Here is a 16509-nt window from a genome sequence, read left to right as displayed (position 1 = left end):
ACAGTTGTTAGTCACTGTCCCATTACCCACCTTAAGTAACTAGGCTTGGGCGGACAGTTTGGGTCACTTATCAGCGAGCTGAGGAACCCCATGGTTTACTCTTATACCGAGAAAAAGCGCATCCGTAAGGACTTTGGTACTCGTCCACAAGTTTTGGACATTCCATACCTGCTATCGATCCAGCTTGATTCTTTCGACAAGTTTATCGAACAGGATCCTGAAGGACAATATGGACTTGAAGCTGCTTTTCGTTCTGTGTTTCCAATTCAGAGCTATAACGGCAATTCTGAGCTGCAATACGTTAGCTACCGTCTTGGCGAGCCAGTATTTGATGTTAAAGAATGTCAAATTCGTGGCGTAACTTATTCAAAACCACTTCGCGTAAAATTGCGCCTGGTTGTTTTTGATAAAGACGCACCAGCGGGTACTGTAAAAGATATTAAAGAACAAGAAGTCTACATGGGCGAAATTCCGCTTATGACAGACAATGGTACCTTCGTAATCAATGGTACCGAGAGGGTTATCGTATCCCAGCTGCACCGAAGCCCAGGCGTGTTCTTCGACAGCGATAAGGGTAAGACCCACTCTTCAGGTAAAGTTCTTTATAACGCACGTGTTATTCCTTACCGTGGTTCATGGCTCGACTTCGAGTTTGATCCTAAGGATAACTTGTACGTTCGAATCGACCGCCGTCGTAAACTACCAGCATCGATCATTCTTCGTGCACTAGGTAAAACGTCGGAAGAGATCCTCGATATCTTCTTCGATAAGATTAACTTCGAAGTAAAAGACCAAACTCTATTAATGGAGTTGGTACCGGAACGCCTACGTGGCGAGACCGCTTCTTTTGATATCGAAGCAAACGGCAAGACTTATGTTGAGACTGGCCGTCGCGTAACTGCGCGTCATATCCGTCAACTTGAGAAAGATGGCGTTGATTTCATTGAAGTACCTGTCGAGTACATCGTAGGGAAAGTAGCGTCTAAAGACTACATCAATGAAGCGACTGGCGAGATCATTGTTGGTGCAAACCACGAGATCAGCCTAGAAGCACTTGCGAACCTTTCGCAGGCTGGCCACAAGCAACTAGAAGTTCTATTTACGAACGATCTAGACCACGGTCCGTTCATGTCTGACACACTACGTGTCGACAGCACGGTAGACCGCATCTCTGCATTGGTAGAAATCTACCGCATGATGCGTCCGGGTGAGCCGCCAACAAAAGAAGCTGCAGAATCGCTATTCGAAAGCCTATTCTTCGCTGAAGAGCGTTATGACCTATCGACTGTTGGTCGTATGAAGTTTAACAGCTCTATCGGTCGTGAAGACGCACTAGAGCAAGGCACACTTGACGAAACAGATATCGTTGAAGTGATGAAGAAACTGATTGCTATCCGTAACGGCATTGGCGAAGTGGACGATATCGACCACCTTGGCAACCGTCGTATCCGTAGCGTTGGTGAAATGGCTGAAAACCAATTCCGTGTTGGTCTAGTTCGTGTAGAACGCGCAGTAAAAGAACGCCTAAGCCTTGGTGACCTTGACGCTATCATGCCTCAAGATCTTATCAATGCTAAGCCAATTTCTGCAGCCGTTAAAGAATTCTTTGGCTCTTCACAGCTGTCTCAGTTTATGGACCAAAACAACCCGTTATCAGAAGTGACGCACAAACGTCGTATTTCTGCATTGGGTCCTGGCGGTCTTACTCGTGAGCGTGCTGGCTTTGAAGTACGTGACGTACACGTTACGCACTACGGTCGTCTATGTCCGATCGAAACGCCAGAAGGTCCAAACATCGGTTTGATTAACTCATTGTCAGCGTTTGCACGTTGTAACGAGTACGGTTTCCTAGAAACGCCGTACCGTCGTGTTGTTGATGGTGTAGTTACTGACGAAGTTGATTACTTATCAGCTATCGAAGAAGGTCAATTCGTTATCGCACAGGCAAATGCCGCGTTAACAGCAGAAGGGACATTCGACGATGAACTGATCACAGCTCGTCAAAAAGGTGAATCTGGTCTTCACCCACGTGACCATGTTAACTACATGGACGTTGCAACAAACCAAGTAGTATCTATCGCTGCCTCGCTTATCCCGTTCCTAGAACACGATGATGCGAACCGTGCATTGATGGGTGCGAACATGCAACGTCAAGCCGTTCCAACACTGAAGGCTGATAAGCCACTTGTTGGTACTGGTATTGAGCGTAACGTAGCCGTTGACTCGGGCGTTACAGCGGTAGCGAAACGTGGTGGTATGGTGCAGTCTGTTGACGCATCTCGTATCGTAGTTAAGGTTAATGAAGATGAGCTGATTCCTGGTGAAGCAGGCATCGACATTTACAACCTGACTAAGTACACGCGTTCGAACCAGAACACTTGTATTAACCAACGTCCGACGGTACTTCCTGGTGAGCCTGTTGCTCGCGGTGATGTATTGGCTGATGGTCCTTCAACGGATCTCGGTGAATTGGCACTTGGTCAAAACATGCGTATCGCGTTCATGCCTTGGAACGGTTATAACTTCGAAGACTCGATCTTAGTATCTGAGCGCGTAGTTCAAGAAGACCGTTTCACGACTATTCACATTCAAGAACTATCTTGTGTGGCTCGTGATACTAAGCTGGGTTCTGAAGAGATCACAGCGGATATTCCAAACGTAGGTGAATCTGCTCTGTCTAAACTAGACGAGTCAGGTATCGTTTACATTGGTGCTGAAGTTAAGGGTGGCGACATCCTAGTTGGTAAAGTAACGCCTAAAGGTGAAACGCAACTAACGCCTGAAGAGAAGCTACTACGTGCGATCTTCGGTGAAAAAGCATCAGATGTTAAAGATACATCACTACGTGTACCAAACTCTGTTTCTGGTACCATCATTGACGTTCAAGTCTTTACTCGCGATGGCGTAGAAAAAGACAAACGTGCTCTAGAAATAGAGCAGATGCAGCTTAAAGAAGCGAAGAAAGACCTTACTGAAGAGTTCCAAATTCTTGAAGGTGGTCTACTAGCGCGTGTAAGAGCTGTACTTCTTCAAGGTGGTTACTCTGAAGAGAAGCTTGATACTATCGGTCGTAAGAGATGGCTAGAGCTAACGCTAGAAGATGATGCACTGCAAACTCAACTTGAGCAACTTGCAGAGCAAAACGACGAGCTAAAAGCAGACTTCGATAAGAAGTTTGAAACTAAGCGTCGTAAGATCACTCAAGGTGATGATCTAGCGCCTGGCGTTCTTAAGATTGTTAAAGTTTACCTAGCGGTTAAACGTCGTATCCAGCCTGGTGATAAGATGGCCGGTCGTCACGGTAACAAGGGTGTAATCTCTAAGATCAACCCTGTTGAAGACATGCCATACGATGGCAAAGGTCAGCCTGTTGACATCGTACTTAACCCACTGGGTGTACCTTCGCGTATGAACATCGGTCAGATCCTAGAAGTTCACTTAGGTCTGGCGGCGAAAGGTATCGGTGACAAGATTAACCAGATGGTTAAAGAGCAACAAGAACTCGCGAAATTCCGTGAATTCTTGCAAAAAGTTTACGATCTTGGTGAAACTCGCCAGAACGTTGACATTGCTGAATTGTCCGACGACGAAGTTCGTACATTGGTGAAAAACCTACGTGGTGGTCTACCGATCGCGACACCAGTATTTGATGGTGCTACTGAAGGCTCTATTAAAGAACTATTGAAACTTGGTGACCTACCTGAATCAGGTCAGTTAACCTTGTTTGATGGTCGTACTGGTGACCAGTTTGAGCGTCCTGTAACCGTTGGTTACATGTACATGCTGAAACTGAACCACTTGGTTGACGACAAGATGCACGCTCGTTCTACTGGTTCGTACAGCCTAGTAACTCAGCAACCACTTGGTGGTAAAGCTCAGTTCGGTGGTCAGCGTTTCGGTGAGATGGAAGTATGGGCACTAGAAGCATACGGTGCTGCTTACACTCTACAAGAAATGCTAACGGTTAAGTCTGATGACGTTAACGGTCGTACGAAGATGTATAAGAACATCGTCGACGGCAACCACAGCATGGAACCTGGCATGCCAGAATCGTTCAACGTATTGTTGAAAGAGATCCGCTCGCTAGGTATCAACATCGAGCTAGAAGACGAATAATCCTTTATTAGGATTATCTGGTAGGAAGGTGCTCGCTCTATAGTTTAAGAGCGGGCCCCTTTTAACTCCTCACAGGAGCTGATTGTGAAAGACTTATTAAACTTTCTAAAAGCACAGCATAAGACCGAAGAATTTGATGCAATCAAAATCGGTCTATCTTCACCTGACATGATTCGTTCATGGTCTTTTGGTGAAGTTAAGAAACCAGAAACGATCAACTATCGTACGTTCAAGCCTGAACGTGATGGTCTATTCTGTGCGCGTATTTTTGGTCCAGTTAAAGACTACGAATGTCTTTGTGGCAAATACAAGCGTTTGAAACACCGCGGTGTTATCTGTGAAAAGTGTGGCGTTGAAGTAACGCAAACTAAAGTTCGTCGTGACCGTATGGGCCACATCGAGCTTGCTTCACCTGTTGCTCACATCTGGTTCCTAAAATCACTGCCGTCTCGTATCGGTTTGTTGATGGATATCCCTCTACGTGATATCGAACGCGTACTGTACTTTGAAATGTACGTCGTGACAGAACCAGGCATGACTGATCTAGAAAAATCACAGATGCTTACTGAAGATGAGTATCTTGATCGCCTAGAAGAGTGGGGTGATGAGTTCACAGCTAAGATGGGTGCAGAAGCGATCAAAGATCTGCTGTCTACTATGGACATGCACGCAGAAGCGGAACAAATGCGCGAAGAGTTGGAAACGACTAACTCTGAAACTAAGCGTAAAAAAATCACTAAGCGCCTGAAGCTAGTTGAAGCCTTCATTCAATCGGGTAACAACCCAGAGTGGATGATCTTAACTGTTCTTCCGGTTCTACCGCCAGATCTACGTCCTCTAGTTCCACTAGACGGCGGTCGCTTTGCGACATCTGATCTGAACGACCTTTACCGTCGTGTGATTAACCGTAACAACCGTTTGAAGCGTCTTCTAGAGCTAGCGGCTCCAGACATCATCGTACGTAACGAAAAGCGTATGCTGCAAGAGTCTGTTGATGCCCTTCTAGATAACGGTCGTCGCGGTCGTGCGATCACAGGTTCGAACAAGCGTCCTCTGAAATCTCTTGCTGATATGATCAAGGGTAAACAAGGTCGTTTCCGTCAGAACCTTCTAGGTAAACGTGTAGACTACTCTGGCCGTTCTGTAATCACAGTAGGTCCATACCTTCGTCTGCACCAGTGTGGTCTTCCTAAGAAGATGGCACTAGAGCTATTTAAACCATTCATCTACAGCAAGCTAGAAACTCGTGGCATGGCGACGACAATCAAAGCTGCTAAGAAAATGGTAGAGCGTGAAGAAGCGATCGTTTGGGATATCCTAGACGAAGTTATCCGCGAACACCCAGTACTGCTTAACCGTGCACCTACACTTCACCGTCTAGGTATCCAAGCGTTTGAACCAGTACTAATCGAAGGTAAAGCGATTCAGCTTCACCCACTAGTGTGTGCGGCATATAACGCCGACTTCGATGGTGACCAAATGGCGGTTCACGTGCCTCTAACTCTAGAAGCACAGCTTGAAGCACGTACACTGATGATGTCGACGAATAACATTCTGTCTCCAGCATCAGGTGATCCGATCATCGTACCTTCTCAGGACGTTGTATTGGGTCTTTACTACATGACGCGTGACAAGATCAACGTTAAAGGTGAAGGTATGTACCTTGCCGGCCCTGAAGAGGCTGAGAAGGCATACCGTACTAAGAGCGCAGAGCTTCACGCTCGCGTAAAAGTACGTATCACTGAGACAGTGGTTGACGAAGATGGTAACAGCACAACAAGCACAGACATGGTAGATACTACTGTGGGTCGTGCAATGTTGTGGCAAATCGTACCAAAAGGTCTTCCATACAGCTTGGTAAACCAAAAGCTAGGTAAGAAGCAAATCTCTAACCTACTGAATGAGTGTTACCGTAAGCTTGGTCTTAAAGACACAGTAATTTTTGCTGACCAAATTATGTACGCTGGTTTCGCTTACGCGGCACTATCAGGCGTTTCAGTTGGTATCGATGACATGGTTGTACCTCAAGCGAAGTACGACGAAATCGAATCAGCAGAAGAAGAAGTTCGCGAAATTCAAGACCAGTTCCAATCCGGTCTTGTAACAGCGGGTGAGCGCTACAACAAAGTGATCGATATTTGGGCTTCGACCAATGATCGCGTAGCGAAAGCGATGATGGACAACCTTTCATCTGAAACGGTAATCAACCGTGACGGTGAAGAAGAGCAACAAGAGTCGTTTAACAGCATCTACATGATGGCTGACTCGGGCGCTCGTGGTTCTGCAGCTCAGATTCGTCAGCTTGCTGGTATGCGTGGTCTGATGGCACGTCCAGATGGTTCAATCATCGAGACACCAATCACCGCGAACTTTAAAGAAGGTCTAAACGTCCTTCAGTACTTTATCTCAACGCACGGTGCTCGTAAGGGTCTTGCGGATACAGCACTGAAAACAGCAAACTCGGGTTACCTAACTCGTCGTCTAGTAGACGTTGCTCAAGACGTTGTAGTTCACGAACATGACTGTGGCACCCATGAAGGTGTTGACATGATGCCTCACATCGAAGGTGGTGACGTTAAAGTTGCACTTTCTGAGTTGGCTCTTGGTCGTGTAGTGGCTGAAGATGTTCTTAAGCCGGGTACTGAAGATGTTCTGATTCCACGTAATACTCTGATTGATGAGAAGTGGTGTCAAATCATGGAAGATAACTCTGTAGATAGCATGAAAGTGCGCTCAGTAGTTACCTGTGATGCAGACTTCGGTTGTTGTGCACAGTGTTACGGTCGTGACCTAGCACGTGGTCACCTAGTGAACCAAGGTGAAGCAGTTGGCGTTATCGCTGCTCAGTCTATCGGTGAACCTGGTACACAGCTAACGATGCGTACGTTCCACATCGGTGGTGCAGCATCTACAGCGGCAGCAGAAAACAGCATCCAAGCTAAGACAACGGGTACCGTTAAACTTCATAACGCTAAGTTTGTTATCAATAAAGATAAGAAACTGGTTATCACTTCTCGTGCATCTGAGATGACGATTATTGATGAGTTTGGCCGTACTAAAGAGAAGCACAAACTTCCTTACGGTTCGATCCTAAGCAAAGCAGACAACGACGCAGTACAAGCTGGTGACGTTGTGGCTAACTGGGAAGCGCACACACTGCCAATTATCACTGAAGTGGCAGGTCGCATCCAGTTTGTTGACATGATCGACGGCGTAACTGTTTCTCGTCAAACAGATGACCTAACTGGTCTATCTTCAAGTGAAGTAACTGAACCAGCTGCTCGTCCAGCTGCAGGTAAAGATATGCGTCCAGCTATCAAACTTGTAGATGAGCAAGGTAAAGACGTAATGATCGCCGGCACTGATATGCCAGCACTTTACTTCCTACCTGGTAAAGCGATCGTTAACATTGAAGATGGCGCAGAAGTTGGCGTTGGTGACACGTTATCTCGTATTCCTCAGAAATCTGGCGGAAACCGAGACATCACCGGTGGTCTACCTCGCGTAGCGGATCTATTTGAAGCTCGTAAGCCTAAAGAGCCAGCAATTCTTGCTGAGCACTCAGGTATGGTTTCATTTGGTAAAGAGACCAAAGGTAAACGTCGTCTAATCATCACTCGCGATGGCGGTGATAATTACGAAGAGATGATTCCTAAGCATCGTCAGTTGAACGTGTTCGAAGGTGAACGTGTTGAACGTGGTGACGTAATTGCTGATGGTCCAGAAACTCCACATGACATTCTACGTCTACGTGGCATTCACGCTGTGACACAATACATCGCGAACGAAGTTCAAGAAGTATACCGTCTACAAGGCGTTAAGATTAACGATAAGCACATCGAGACTATCGTTCGTCAAATGCTACGTAAGTGTACAATCACTCATGCTGGTGACTCTGAGTTCTTACCTGGTGAGCAAGTTGAATACCACAACGTTAAGATCGCTAACCGCGCTCTAGAAGCGGAAGGTAAAGAACTAGTACGTTTCGAACGTGACCTACTAGGTATTACCAAAGCCTCTCTTGCAACTGAGTCATTTATCTCAGCGGCATCGTTCCAAGAGACGACACGTGTACTAACAGAAGCGGCAGTTTCTGGTAAGCGTGATGATCTTCGTGGTCTGAAAGAGAACGTAATTGTTGGTCGTTTGATTCCAGCAGGTACAGGTTTTGCGTATCACCAAGACCGTCAAGCTAAGCGTAACGAAGTACAAGAAGGCCCGTCTGCTGAACAAGCAACGGATAACCTAGCGGCACTTCTAAATGCAGGCTTCTCTTCTGACGAGTAATCGTTGTTAGAGACATGAAAAAAGGCGCCGAAAGGCGCCTTTTTTGTATCTGTCTGGTAGGGAATAAAGGATAATGGTTCCTGGTTCCTGGTTCCTGGGGACGCGTTTCACCCCTTTCCTAGGAAAGAGGCGATGGCATTCTAATGTCGTTTGCTTAACTCTATGCCCCAGGCGGTATCGCTAAACTGTCGGCAATTAACTGTATCAGTCGGTCTTCAACTTCAAAGCGCAGTTCTAAAATCTCGCCCACTTTCGACATGTCCGGTTCAAAACCTGGCAAATCATTGTCTTGTGAAAGGCCGACATACTTATCGTTGAATTCAAGTAACGGCTCAGTGGTTAGAACGATTTTAGCGTACGTCCCATCAATTTCTTCATTGGTTTTAAAGCCCGTCGCTTTCCACTTGTCCATCACCATATCGTAGATCTTGAAATGACCTTCAGAGATATAGTCAACTAAGTGATTACAAAATGAGCCAATATCTGATGGAGCAGGAAGCTCAATGACATTCGATTGAGAAGAGGCGGGTTGCAGCGCGGCAAGCTTACAATATTCAACAATAAGCGCTTGTCTTGTTTCTAACCAATGATCGATGACTTCACTAGAGCCACCCCATTGTTCTTGTGCATTTTTAAATTTATTCAGCATGACCATGTCCTCATGATCGGGGCTACGATCTGCAGCCACACGTTTTGCAATAACCTTAAGTGTTGAAATAACACATGGTTAGTGAGAAATTGATTCCCTTGGTACCAGATTTAGAATTTCTAATTTTCCAGCTGGTATGAAATTAGATTGCCAGTAAAATGGATGAACTGCAAGCGCTGAGGATTCAAGATGTTAAAAAAAAGTGAAGATGCTATTCATCCTGCCTATTGGTGTATTGTATCCGGAAGTGAGCTCTGGCTTCATGATGGTGTGCTTCCTTATGGTCCAGCGGAAGCATTTTCTCTTGCTGCATCAGAGGCGATCAAAGTCGGAGAATTCGAAGGTAGTCCAGTGATGTGGGTGAATGATGCCGATCTTGATGACCAACGAACACTGACTTCCTTACGTGAGTTGTTGTATTTACCAGAAGCACTGTTTTGTCTGGTATCGAAAGCGGTTCAATATGGGCATATGACTCAGACAATGCGCTTTTGTCCGCAGTGTGGTGGACGGGCGCACTTAAATCACAATCAGCTGGCAATGCAGTGCCAAGATTGTCGCACGTTACATTACCCACGTATTTTTCCTTGTATCATCGTTGCCGTGCGTAAAGGCAGCGAAATTTTACTGGCGCAGCACCAACGGCATGCGGGCGGTATGTATACCGTTATCGCTGGTTTTCTCGAAGTCGGGGAAACGTTGGAAACCTGTGTCGCTCGTGAAGTTTATGAAGAAACGGGCATAAACGTGAATAACATACGTTATGTAGGGAGCCAGCCTTGGGCGTTTCCGAGCAGCATGATGATGGCATTTTTAGCCGACTACAAAAGCGGTGAAGTGAAACCGGATTACCGTGAGCTAAAAGATGCGCAGTGGTTTGATACTAGCAAGTTACCCTTGGTTGCCCCAAAAGGAACCATTGCTAGGGCACTCATTGAAGAAACGGTGAGTCAGGTGAGCTGTGAGAAAAATGCGCCTAAAAAATAGCTAAAAAAAAACCCTCCGCAAGCGGAGGGGGTAAGTAAGATGTCGTTATGAGATGCTGAGTATAACACTCAGTATATTATTGTAATTTTCGCTAGCAGGTTGATTTTTAACACCCCAGATAACGGGTTGCAAACACACTGAGTGTTTAGTTGTTAATTATATGATCTCGCCTGCAAAGTGTTGTCTTTTTGAGCGATGGCGCACGCAAACGGACGACACTCAAATTTTTGGTAAAAGAAATGTTATCTATGGCTGCAAACCGTCAATGAATAGCGTTAAACTATGACCTTTCGAATTGGAGAGAAATGAATGACGGAACTGAAGAACGATCGCTATCTTAGAGCGCTATTAAAAGAGCCTGTAGACCACACTCCTGTATGGATGATGCGTCAAGCAGGTCGTTATCTCCCAGAGTATCGTGAGACGCGCTCGGTTGCCGGTGATTTCATGTCTCTGTGTAAAAATGCTGAGTTGGCTTCTGAAGTGACTCTTCAACCGCTTCGTCGTTTTCCTCTTGATGCGGCGATTCTATTTTCCGACATTCTGACGATTCCAGATGCGATGGGACTTGGTCTTTATTTCGAAACTGGTGAAGGTCCTAAATTTGAACGTCCGATTACTTGTAAAGCTGATGTTGAAAAAATCGGCCTACCTGATCCTGAAGGTGAACTGCAATACGTCATGAATGCGGTTCGTCAGATCCGTAAGGATTTAAAAGGCGAAGTACCTCTAATTGGCTTCTCTGGTAGCCCATGGACGCTAGCGACTTACATGGTTGAAGGCGGCAGCTCAAAAGCCTTCACTAAAATCAAAAAAATGATGTACGCAGAGCCGCAAACGCTGCACTTGCTACTCGATAAGCTGGCTGACAGTGTGATTGAGTATTTGAACGCACAAATTAAAGCAGGCGCTCAATCTGTCATGGTATTTGATACTTGGGGTGGCGTGTTGACACCGCGAGATTACAACCTGTTCTCACTGCAGTACATGCACAAGATTGTTGATGGTCTAATTCGTGAAAACGAAGGTCGTCGTGTTCCAGTAACATTGTTCACTAAAAATGGCGGAATGTGGCTAGAGCAAATCGCCGCAACAGGTTGTGACGCACTTGGCTTAGACTGGACGATCAATATCGCCGATGCTAAGAAACGAGTGGGTGATAAAGTCGCACTGCAAGGAAACATGGATCCTTCAATTCTTTACGCACAGCCAGAGCGTATTCGTGAAGAAGTCGCGACCATCCTTGAAGGCTTTGGTAACGATGGCACAGGGCATGTCTTCAACCTTGGCCATGGTATTCACTTGGATGTGCCGCCAGAAAATGCCGGTGTCTTTGTAGATGCGGTGCACGAGTTATCCAAGCCTTACCATAAGTAACCGACAATCGATCCAGTGTTTAGTTGGTGACGCATTAGCAAACGCTCAGAGTTTTCTCTGGGCGTTTTTTTATCACTAAAGGATCTTATTAGTGAGAAATATTGTCAAAGGGCAGGAACCTCAAGTGAACTTAGCTACGCTTATTTAAGTGACTACGAATTATGGTGACGGTATGACTCTACAACTTCCCCTCTTTTTCTCTATTGTCCTAGTGGTGGTGTCTGGCTGTGCGGCTGACGTAGCGACCGACTACGATGCTAATGCCAACTTTGCTTCGTTCAAAACCTATCAATATCAAGAAAATCCCGATGTTGCCGTGGGACTTGATGTTGCGCGTATCAAAAAAGCGGTGGATAAGGAACTGGCAATCAAAGGCTTTCAACAAGTGGAAAGTAACAGTGATGTGCTAGTGCGCTACCGTATTTTAGAAGGGACCGAGCTGCAAAGTAGCGGACCCACCTTCGGGTTTGGTGTGGGTGGAGGAAGCTATGGGGGCGGCGGTTATGGGGTAGGGGTACGAACGCCAGAACGAATTAAAGAGAAGAAATTTGGCAAGTTGAATGTGGAACTGATTGACGCTAAAAATAATGAAGTGGTATGGAGTTCAGTGTCGCAAAGGCAGCTAACCGAAACCATGGAACCTGAGGATAGAGATGCATTTGTGCAAGAGCAAGTGTATAAGATGTTTGAAGAGTATCCGAGGTAAGAGCGGTTAAAGGGCGGTGAAAGAGCGGTCCTAGGTCCTGGGGAAGAGCGGGTTAAGAGCCGCTCTTTGAACCTTGGGTTATCTTTTTTGACATGTAATCATGTTGGTTTTTTCGAGAACCACTAATACCCTTTATCAAAATCCACTAAATTCTGCAGCTGGAAGCCATCTCGCCAGCGTAAATAATTTTCTGCAAAGATATCGACGACTTGTTCCGGAAAACTCAGCGCGGCAATGTGCGGCGTAACCGTCACTTGGCTGTGGTGCCAGTATGGGCATTCTTGCGATATTGGCTCGTTAATGAAGACATCTAAAAAGGCGTGGTCAATATAGCCCGCTTCCAGCGCGTTGAGCAGCGATGGGGTATCGACAGTCGCGCCACGACCAACATTGAAAAATAAAACACCACGGCAATGAGCAAAAAGGTCACCATTGAATAAGCCATGTGTTTCAGGGGTGTTTGGCAAAGTGGATACGATGATGTCCACAGAGGCGAGCAGACTATTTACCTCATTGATGTGATACGTTTCTGCAAACGCAGACTGCCTTGGCGGAATACCCGTGCGATTAATACCAATTGGGATAATTCCTAACGCCTTAACCACATTGGCAAGGTGACTGCCAATCGCCCCGGTACCAAAAATCGCCATACGCTTACCATTTAAGGACTGATAGTGATGCTGTTGCCAGTCTCTGTTGGTTTGTTGCTGCTTATACAAGGCAAAGTGGCGATAGTGATTAATAGTATGACCGAGCACGTATTCACTGATTTGCTGACCAAATATACCCTTAACATTAGTGAGCTGAAAACGCGGTGTGTTCGCTTTTTCCAGTAAGGCATCCACCCCCGCGTAAGTGGATTGAATCCACTGCACTTCTGGGTAGCAATCTAGACTGTCAGCCAGCTTGGGTGGCGCGGCCAGTAAAATGGAAGCAGATTGACCTTCGCTGCAAATCTCCAAATCGGGCAACTGTCGCTGTTTAAGCAACGATAAGTATTTGTCATTGTCTTCGGTAACAAGCGCTAAGGTGTGCTTTTGCATCGTCATTACTGGCTATTCCTCATCCGTGGGGTTACACTTTCGCTGTCTTTATCTACCACAGCAGAGCGACCATGTTAAAGAACCCTATTCAGGTACGTATCGAAAAATTTGAGCCTTGGCAGCATATCACTTTTATGACCAGTTTGTGCGAGCGCATGTATCCAAACTTTGCGATGTTTTGCGAAAACACACAGTTTGCCGAAGCGCGAATATACCGAGATATCTTGGATAGCGTATGGGAATTGCTGACCGTGAAGACGGCCAAAATCAATTTTGAAAAACAGCTAGAAAAGCTAGAAGAAATTATCCCTAGCTCGGAAGATTTTGACTTTTACGGCGTGTATCCGGCAATCGACGCATGCGTTGCCCTATCGACATTACTGCATGGTTTACTAGATAGAGATTACCTCTTAGAATCATCGCTGAAAATCAGCCAGCAATCAGTTATGACCGTTGCTCAGCTTGAAGAAATGCAGCAAGAGATTGAAATCACCAACGATAATCAAAAAGACAACGAAGTGGTGTGTGAAGAGTGGGACGTACAATGGTCCATCTATCGCCCACTGCGTGAGTGTACGGAACGCGATGTCGAGCTGATTAAAGAGTTACGTCTTGAGCTCAAAGAGCAGGGCGTGAGCAATATTGGCATAGCGTTGTAATAATCGGTGCTGAACAATGCTGTGGAACACTTCTACAGCATTGACCTCTTTTTCTAATATTATCTCTTAACTATTATTATTTCTTCGCTAATATGGTCTCTCCGCTCAGTACCAACAGCGTTCAAGCTCGCCAGTACTGAAAGCTAGTATTCAATATCTAGCATTTAAACGCAGACTTATATCATCATTTAGCTACTTGCTATTAGGTTGAGTGTAGCTGATGGCATTAATAAACCATTCCTTTGTCCCTTCTGGGGTTTCTACGGCAAACTCATCATCCACTTCTTTTTTGAGTAGCGCTCGAGCCATCGGTGAATCAATAGAAATATACCCCTTTGCGTCACCGTAGATTTCTTCAGGGCCAACAATTCGAAACAGCTTGGTGTCACCTGCGTCGTTTTCTATTTCTATCCAAGCGCCAAAAAACACCTTGCCCTCTTGTTGAGGTGAATAGTCGACAATGGTGACGTCGGGTAAGTATTTACGTAAAAACCGAACGCGACGATCGATTTGTCGTAGCAGCCGCTTGTTGAACGTGTAATCTGCATTCTCAGAGCGATCACCTAAGCTGGCTGCCCACGTCACAATCTTGGTTACTTCAGGGCGTCTCTCATGCCATAAGTAGTCGTGTTCCGCTTTTAGCTTATTGTAACCCTCGCGGGTAATGAGTTTGGTTTTCATCTTAAGTCATGGTCAAAATAACAGAGTAGCTAGTGTGCCATGAAATGAAAAAACCTCAATCTATGCTAGGCAGGAAGTTCTTGTCTCGGTATTGAACTCACTAGCGACGCGCTTTTCACGCTGTACTTTTTGGTGGTGGCTCAGTAAGGAAACGGTTCGGCCATCAGCAAAGAGTTGCTCAAAGAAAGGGTTACTATTGAGAGTATCCACATTGCATTCAAATACCGTAATATCGCCATGGTGATATTTTACCGGGATATAAATATCGGAAAGCATAGTCTTAGCCAGGGGCAAATAGGTGGCAACTAATAGTGTTTTCCCTTTGTAGAGTTGGCAGATGTAGTTGTGTACTTCATGGTAGCGAGGCTTATCAATGGCGAGGTAGTTTAATAAACACTCTTGACCCAAAGCTGTAGTACCAAAGATAGCGTGACCGATAATGCTTTGATTATGCATGACCATGACAACACGAATGTCATTGACGGCGAGGCAGTCAATCAAGGTGGATAGGCTTAGGTGTCGGTACGTATCATGGGCGCGAGTAATTTGCTCGCGATAATCGCTGGGTAATTCTTCCCATCGGTAGTGTTTGAACGCATCTATGTGGTATGAATAAATAGGATCATGACCAATAAAAAAGTCATCGTATTTGTCGACACCTTGAATAATACGTTGCTCGTCGGGTTGAAATTGGTAGGGTTGAGAGAAATAAGTCGCGACTCCGATACGGCGCATGAGGGAGGGTTGTCCATTACCATGTTCCCACTTGCTTAGCATAGGCTGGTTAATGCCTTGGAACGCTCTATGTGACAAACTCAAAGCTTCGACGAGTTCGAGTTGTGACATACCGTGAAAATTGCGCCAATATTTTAGTGTTTGAGCAAAATTTATTTTGCTGAATCGATGATCGTTATCCTGGTTCAAATCCTTTTCCCTTATTGATAGTCTGACCTACCTCTAGTGTACTTCGAGAATGTGGCGGAGAAATTTATCTCTTCACAAATGCGCATTTCGAAATGTTACAAAGGGTTAGGTGAGGAAACGGAATTAGCGACGATGTTAATCAGGTTTCTGAGTTCGTTTATGCGGTAACACAAAAAAAACAAGTCAAATATGCATGGCTTTGTGACTGGGATAGCAATCATGAGCCATAATTAATAAACGTTAACAATTCTGTGCGCAAATTTTGCCCACGAAATGTTACATTTACCTTTGATATTGATGCCGCATTTCGCAGGCATGGATATGGTGATAGCTTTATTTAGTGGTGGAATCAAATATGCAAGAAAATCACAAGATTTTAGTTGTTGATGACGATGCGCGTTTGCGTGCGTTGTTAGAGCGTTACTTATCAGAGCAAGGATTCCAAGTACGCAGTGTTGCTAACAGTGAGCAGATGGACCGCCTGTTAACCCGTGAAAACTTTCATCTAATGGTATTGGATTTAATGCTACCAGGTGAAGATGGCTTGTCGATTTGTCGTCGTTTACGTAACGCCAACAATATGTTGCCTATTTTGATGCTGACAGCGAAGGGCGATGAAGTTGATCGTATCGTTGGGCTAGAAGTTGGAGCCGATGACTATTTACCAAAACCGTTTAATCCGCGTGAATTGTTAGCGCGAATCAAAGCGGTCTTGCGTCGTCAAACCATAGAAGCCCCCGGCGCACCAAGCCAAGAAGAGTCTCAGGTAGAATTTGGTGAGTTTCGTTTGAATTTAGGGACGCGAGAAATGTTCCGTGGTGATGAGGCCATGCCTTTAACCTCTGGAGAATTTGCGGTACTTAAAGCGCTAGTGACTAACGCTCGTGAGCCAATGTCGCGTGACAAACTGATGAACATGGCTCGTGGTCGTGAATACTCGGCGATGGAACGATCCATTGATGTACAGATTTCCCGCTTGCGTCGCATGTTAGAAGTGGACCCAAGCAAACCTCGTTATATCCAAACCGTATGGGGATTGGGTTATGTCTTCGTACCCGATGGTAAAGAAGCATAACGAGA

At 45.6% G+C, this 16509-nt stretch carries 11 protein-coding genes; 7 read left to right on the top strand and 4 right to left on the bottom strand.

Features of this window, described 5'->3' with window-relative positions:
- The first annotated feature begins 90 nt into the window (after positions 1-90).
- Positions 91-4116 carry a DNA-directed RNA polymerase subunit beta gene (gene rpoB, locus L4D74_RS21355; RefSeq protein WP_428754540.1) on the top strand — a complete coding sequence of 1342 codons (4026 nt, stop codon included), beginning with the start codon at positions 91-93 and terminating at the stop codon, positions 4114-4116.
- A gap of 84 nt (positions 4117-4200) precedes the next feature.
- Positions 4201-8403, top strand: coding sequence for a DNA-directed RNA polymerase subunit beta' (gene rpoC / locus L4D74_RS21350; protein ID WP_428754539.1), 4203 nt, complete (start codon positions 4201-4203; stop codon positions 8401-8403).
- 160 nt (positions 8404-8563) lie between these two features.
- Here rpoC and rsd read toward each other — a convergent pair whose 3' ends face one another.
- A complete protein-coding gene (gene rsd, locus L4D74_RS21345) occupies positions 8564-9058 on the bottom strand; it encodes a sigma D regulator (RefSeq protein WP_428754555.1) in 495 nt (164 codons plus the stop codon).
- Between the two features lie 183 nt (positions 9059-9241).
- Between rsd and nudC the strand changes: the two genes are divergently transcribed.
- From nudC to L4D74_RS21330, 3 genes are all read left to right on the top strand, one after another.
- The gene (gene nudC, locus L4D74_RS21340) at positions 9242-10039 is read left to right on the top strand and encodes an NAD(+) diphosphatase (protein ID WP_428754538.1); all 798 of its coding nucleotides are present in this window, start codon (positions 9242-9244) and stop codon (positions 10037-10039) included.
- Positions 10040-10348: 309 nt separating this feature from the next.
- Positions 10349-11416, top strand: a complete 1068-nt coding sequence (gene hemE, locus L4D74_RS21335) for a uroporphyrinogen decarboxylase (protein WP_428754537.1) — start codon at positions 10349-10351, stop codon at positions 11414-11416.
- Positions 11417-11588: 172 nt separating this feature from the next.
- Positions 11589-12122, top strand: a complete 534-nt coding sequence (locus L4D74_RS21330; RefSeq protein ID WP_428754536.1) for a DUF4136 domain-containing protein — start codon at positions 11589-11591, stop codon at positions 12120-12122.
- 122 nt (positions 12123-12244) lie between these two features.
- Here L4D74_RS21330 and L4D74_RS21325 read toward each other — a convergent pair whose 3' ends face one another.
- Positions 12245-13171: a D-2-hydroxyacid dehydrogenase gene (locus tag L4D74_RS21325; protein ID WP_428754535.1), complete on the bottom strand. Its 927-nt coding sequence runs from the start codon at positions 13169-13171 to the stop codon at positions 12245-12247.
- Positions 13172-13236: 65 nt separating this feature from the next.
- Here L4D74_RS21325 and L4D74_RS21320 point away from each other — a divergent pair, with 65 nt between their 5' ends.
- The gene (locus L4D74_RS21320; RefSeq protein WP_428754534.1) at positions 13237-13824 is read left to right on the top strand and encodes a YjaG family protein; all 588 of its coding nucleotides are present in this window, start codon (positions 13237-13239) and stop codon (positions 13822-13824) included.
- Between the two features lie 192 nt (positions 13825-14016).
- Here the strand turns inward: L4D74_RS21320 and greB are convergent, their stop codons facing one another.
- Positions 14017-14505: a transcription elongation factor GreB gene (greB, locus tag L4D74_RS21315; protein WP_428754533.1), complete on the bottom strand. Its 489-nt coding sequence runs from the start codon at positions 14503-14505 to the stop codon at positions 14017-14019.
- A 60-nt stretch (positions 14506-14565) separates the two neighbouring features.
- Entirely contained in the window at positions 14566-15429 is an 864-nt protein-coding gene (locus L4D74_RS21310) for a helix-turn-helix domain-containing protein (protein WP_428754532.1), read from the bottom strand.
- 355 nt (positions 15430-15784) lie between these two features.
- On the opposite strand from L4D74_RS21310, the gene ompR reads away from it, so the two are divergent.
- Positions 15785-16504 (top strand): osmolarity response regulator transcription factor OmpR, encoded by a 720-nt coding sequence (gene ompR / locus L4D74_RS21305; RefSeq protein WP_428754531.1) that lies wholly within the window; start codon positions 15785-15787, stop codon positions 16502-16504.
- Positions 16505-16509 lie beyond the last annotated feature (5 nt).

The organism is Vibrio cionasavignyae (assembly GCF_050337155.1).
GTDB classification, from domain to species: Bacteria; Pseudomonadota; Gammaproteobacteria; order Enterobacterales; family Vibrionaceae; genus Vibrio; species Vibrio nomapromontoriensis.
Note: the sequence above shows the minus strand (reverse complement) of the source record. Positions and strands in the feature narration are given on the sequence as shown.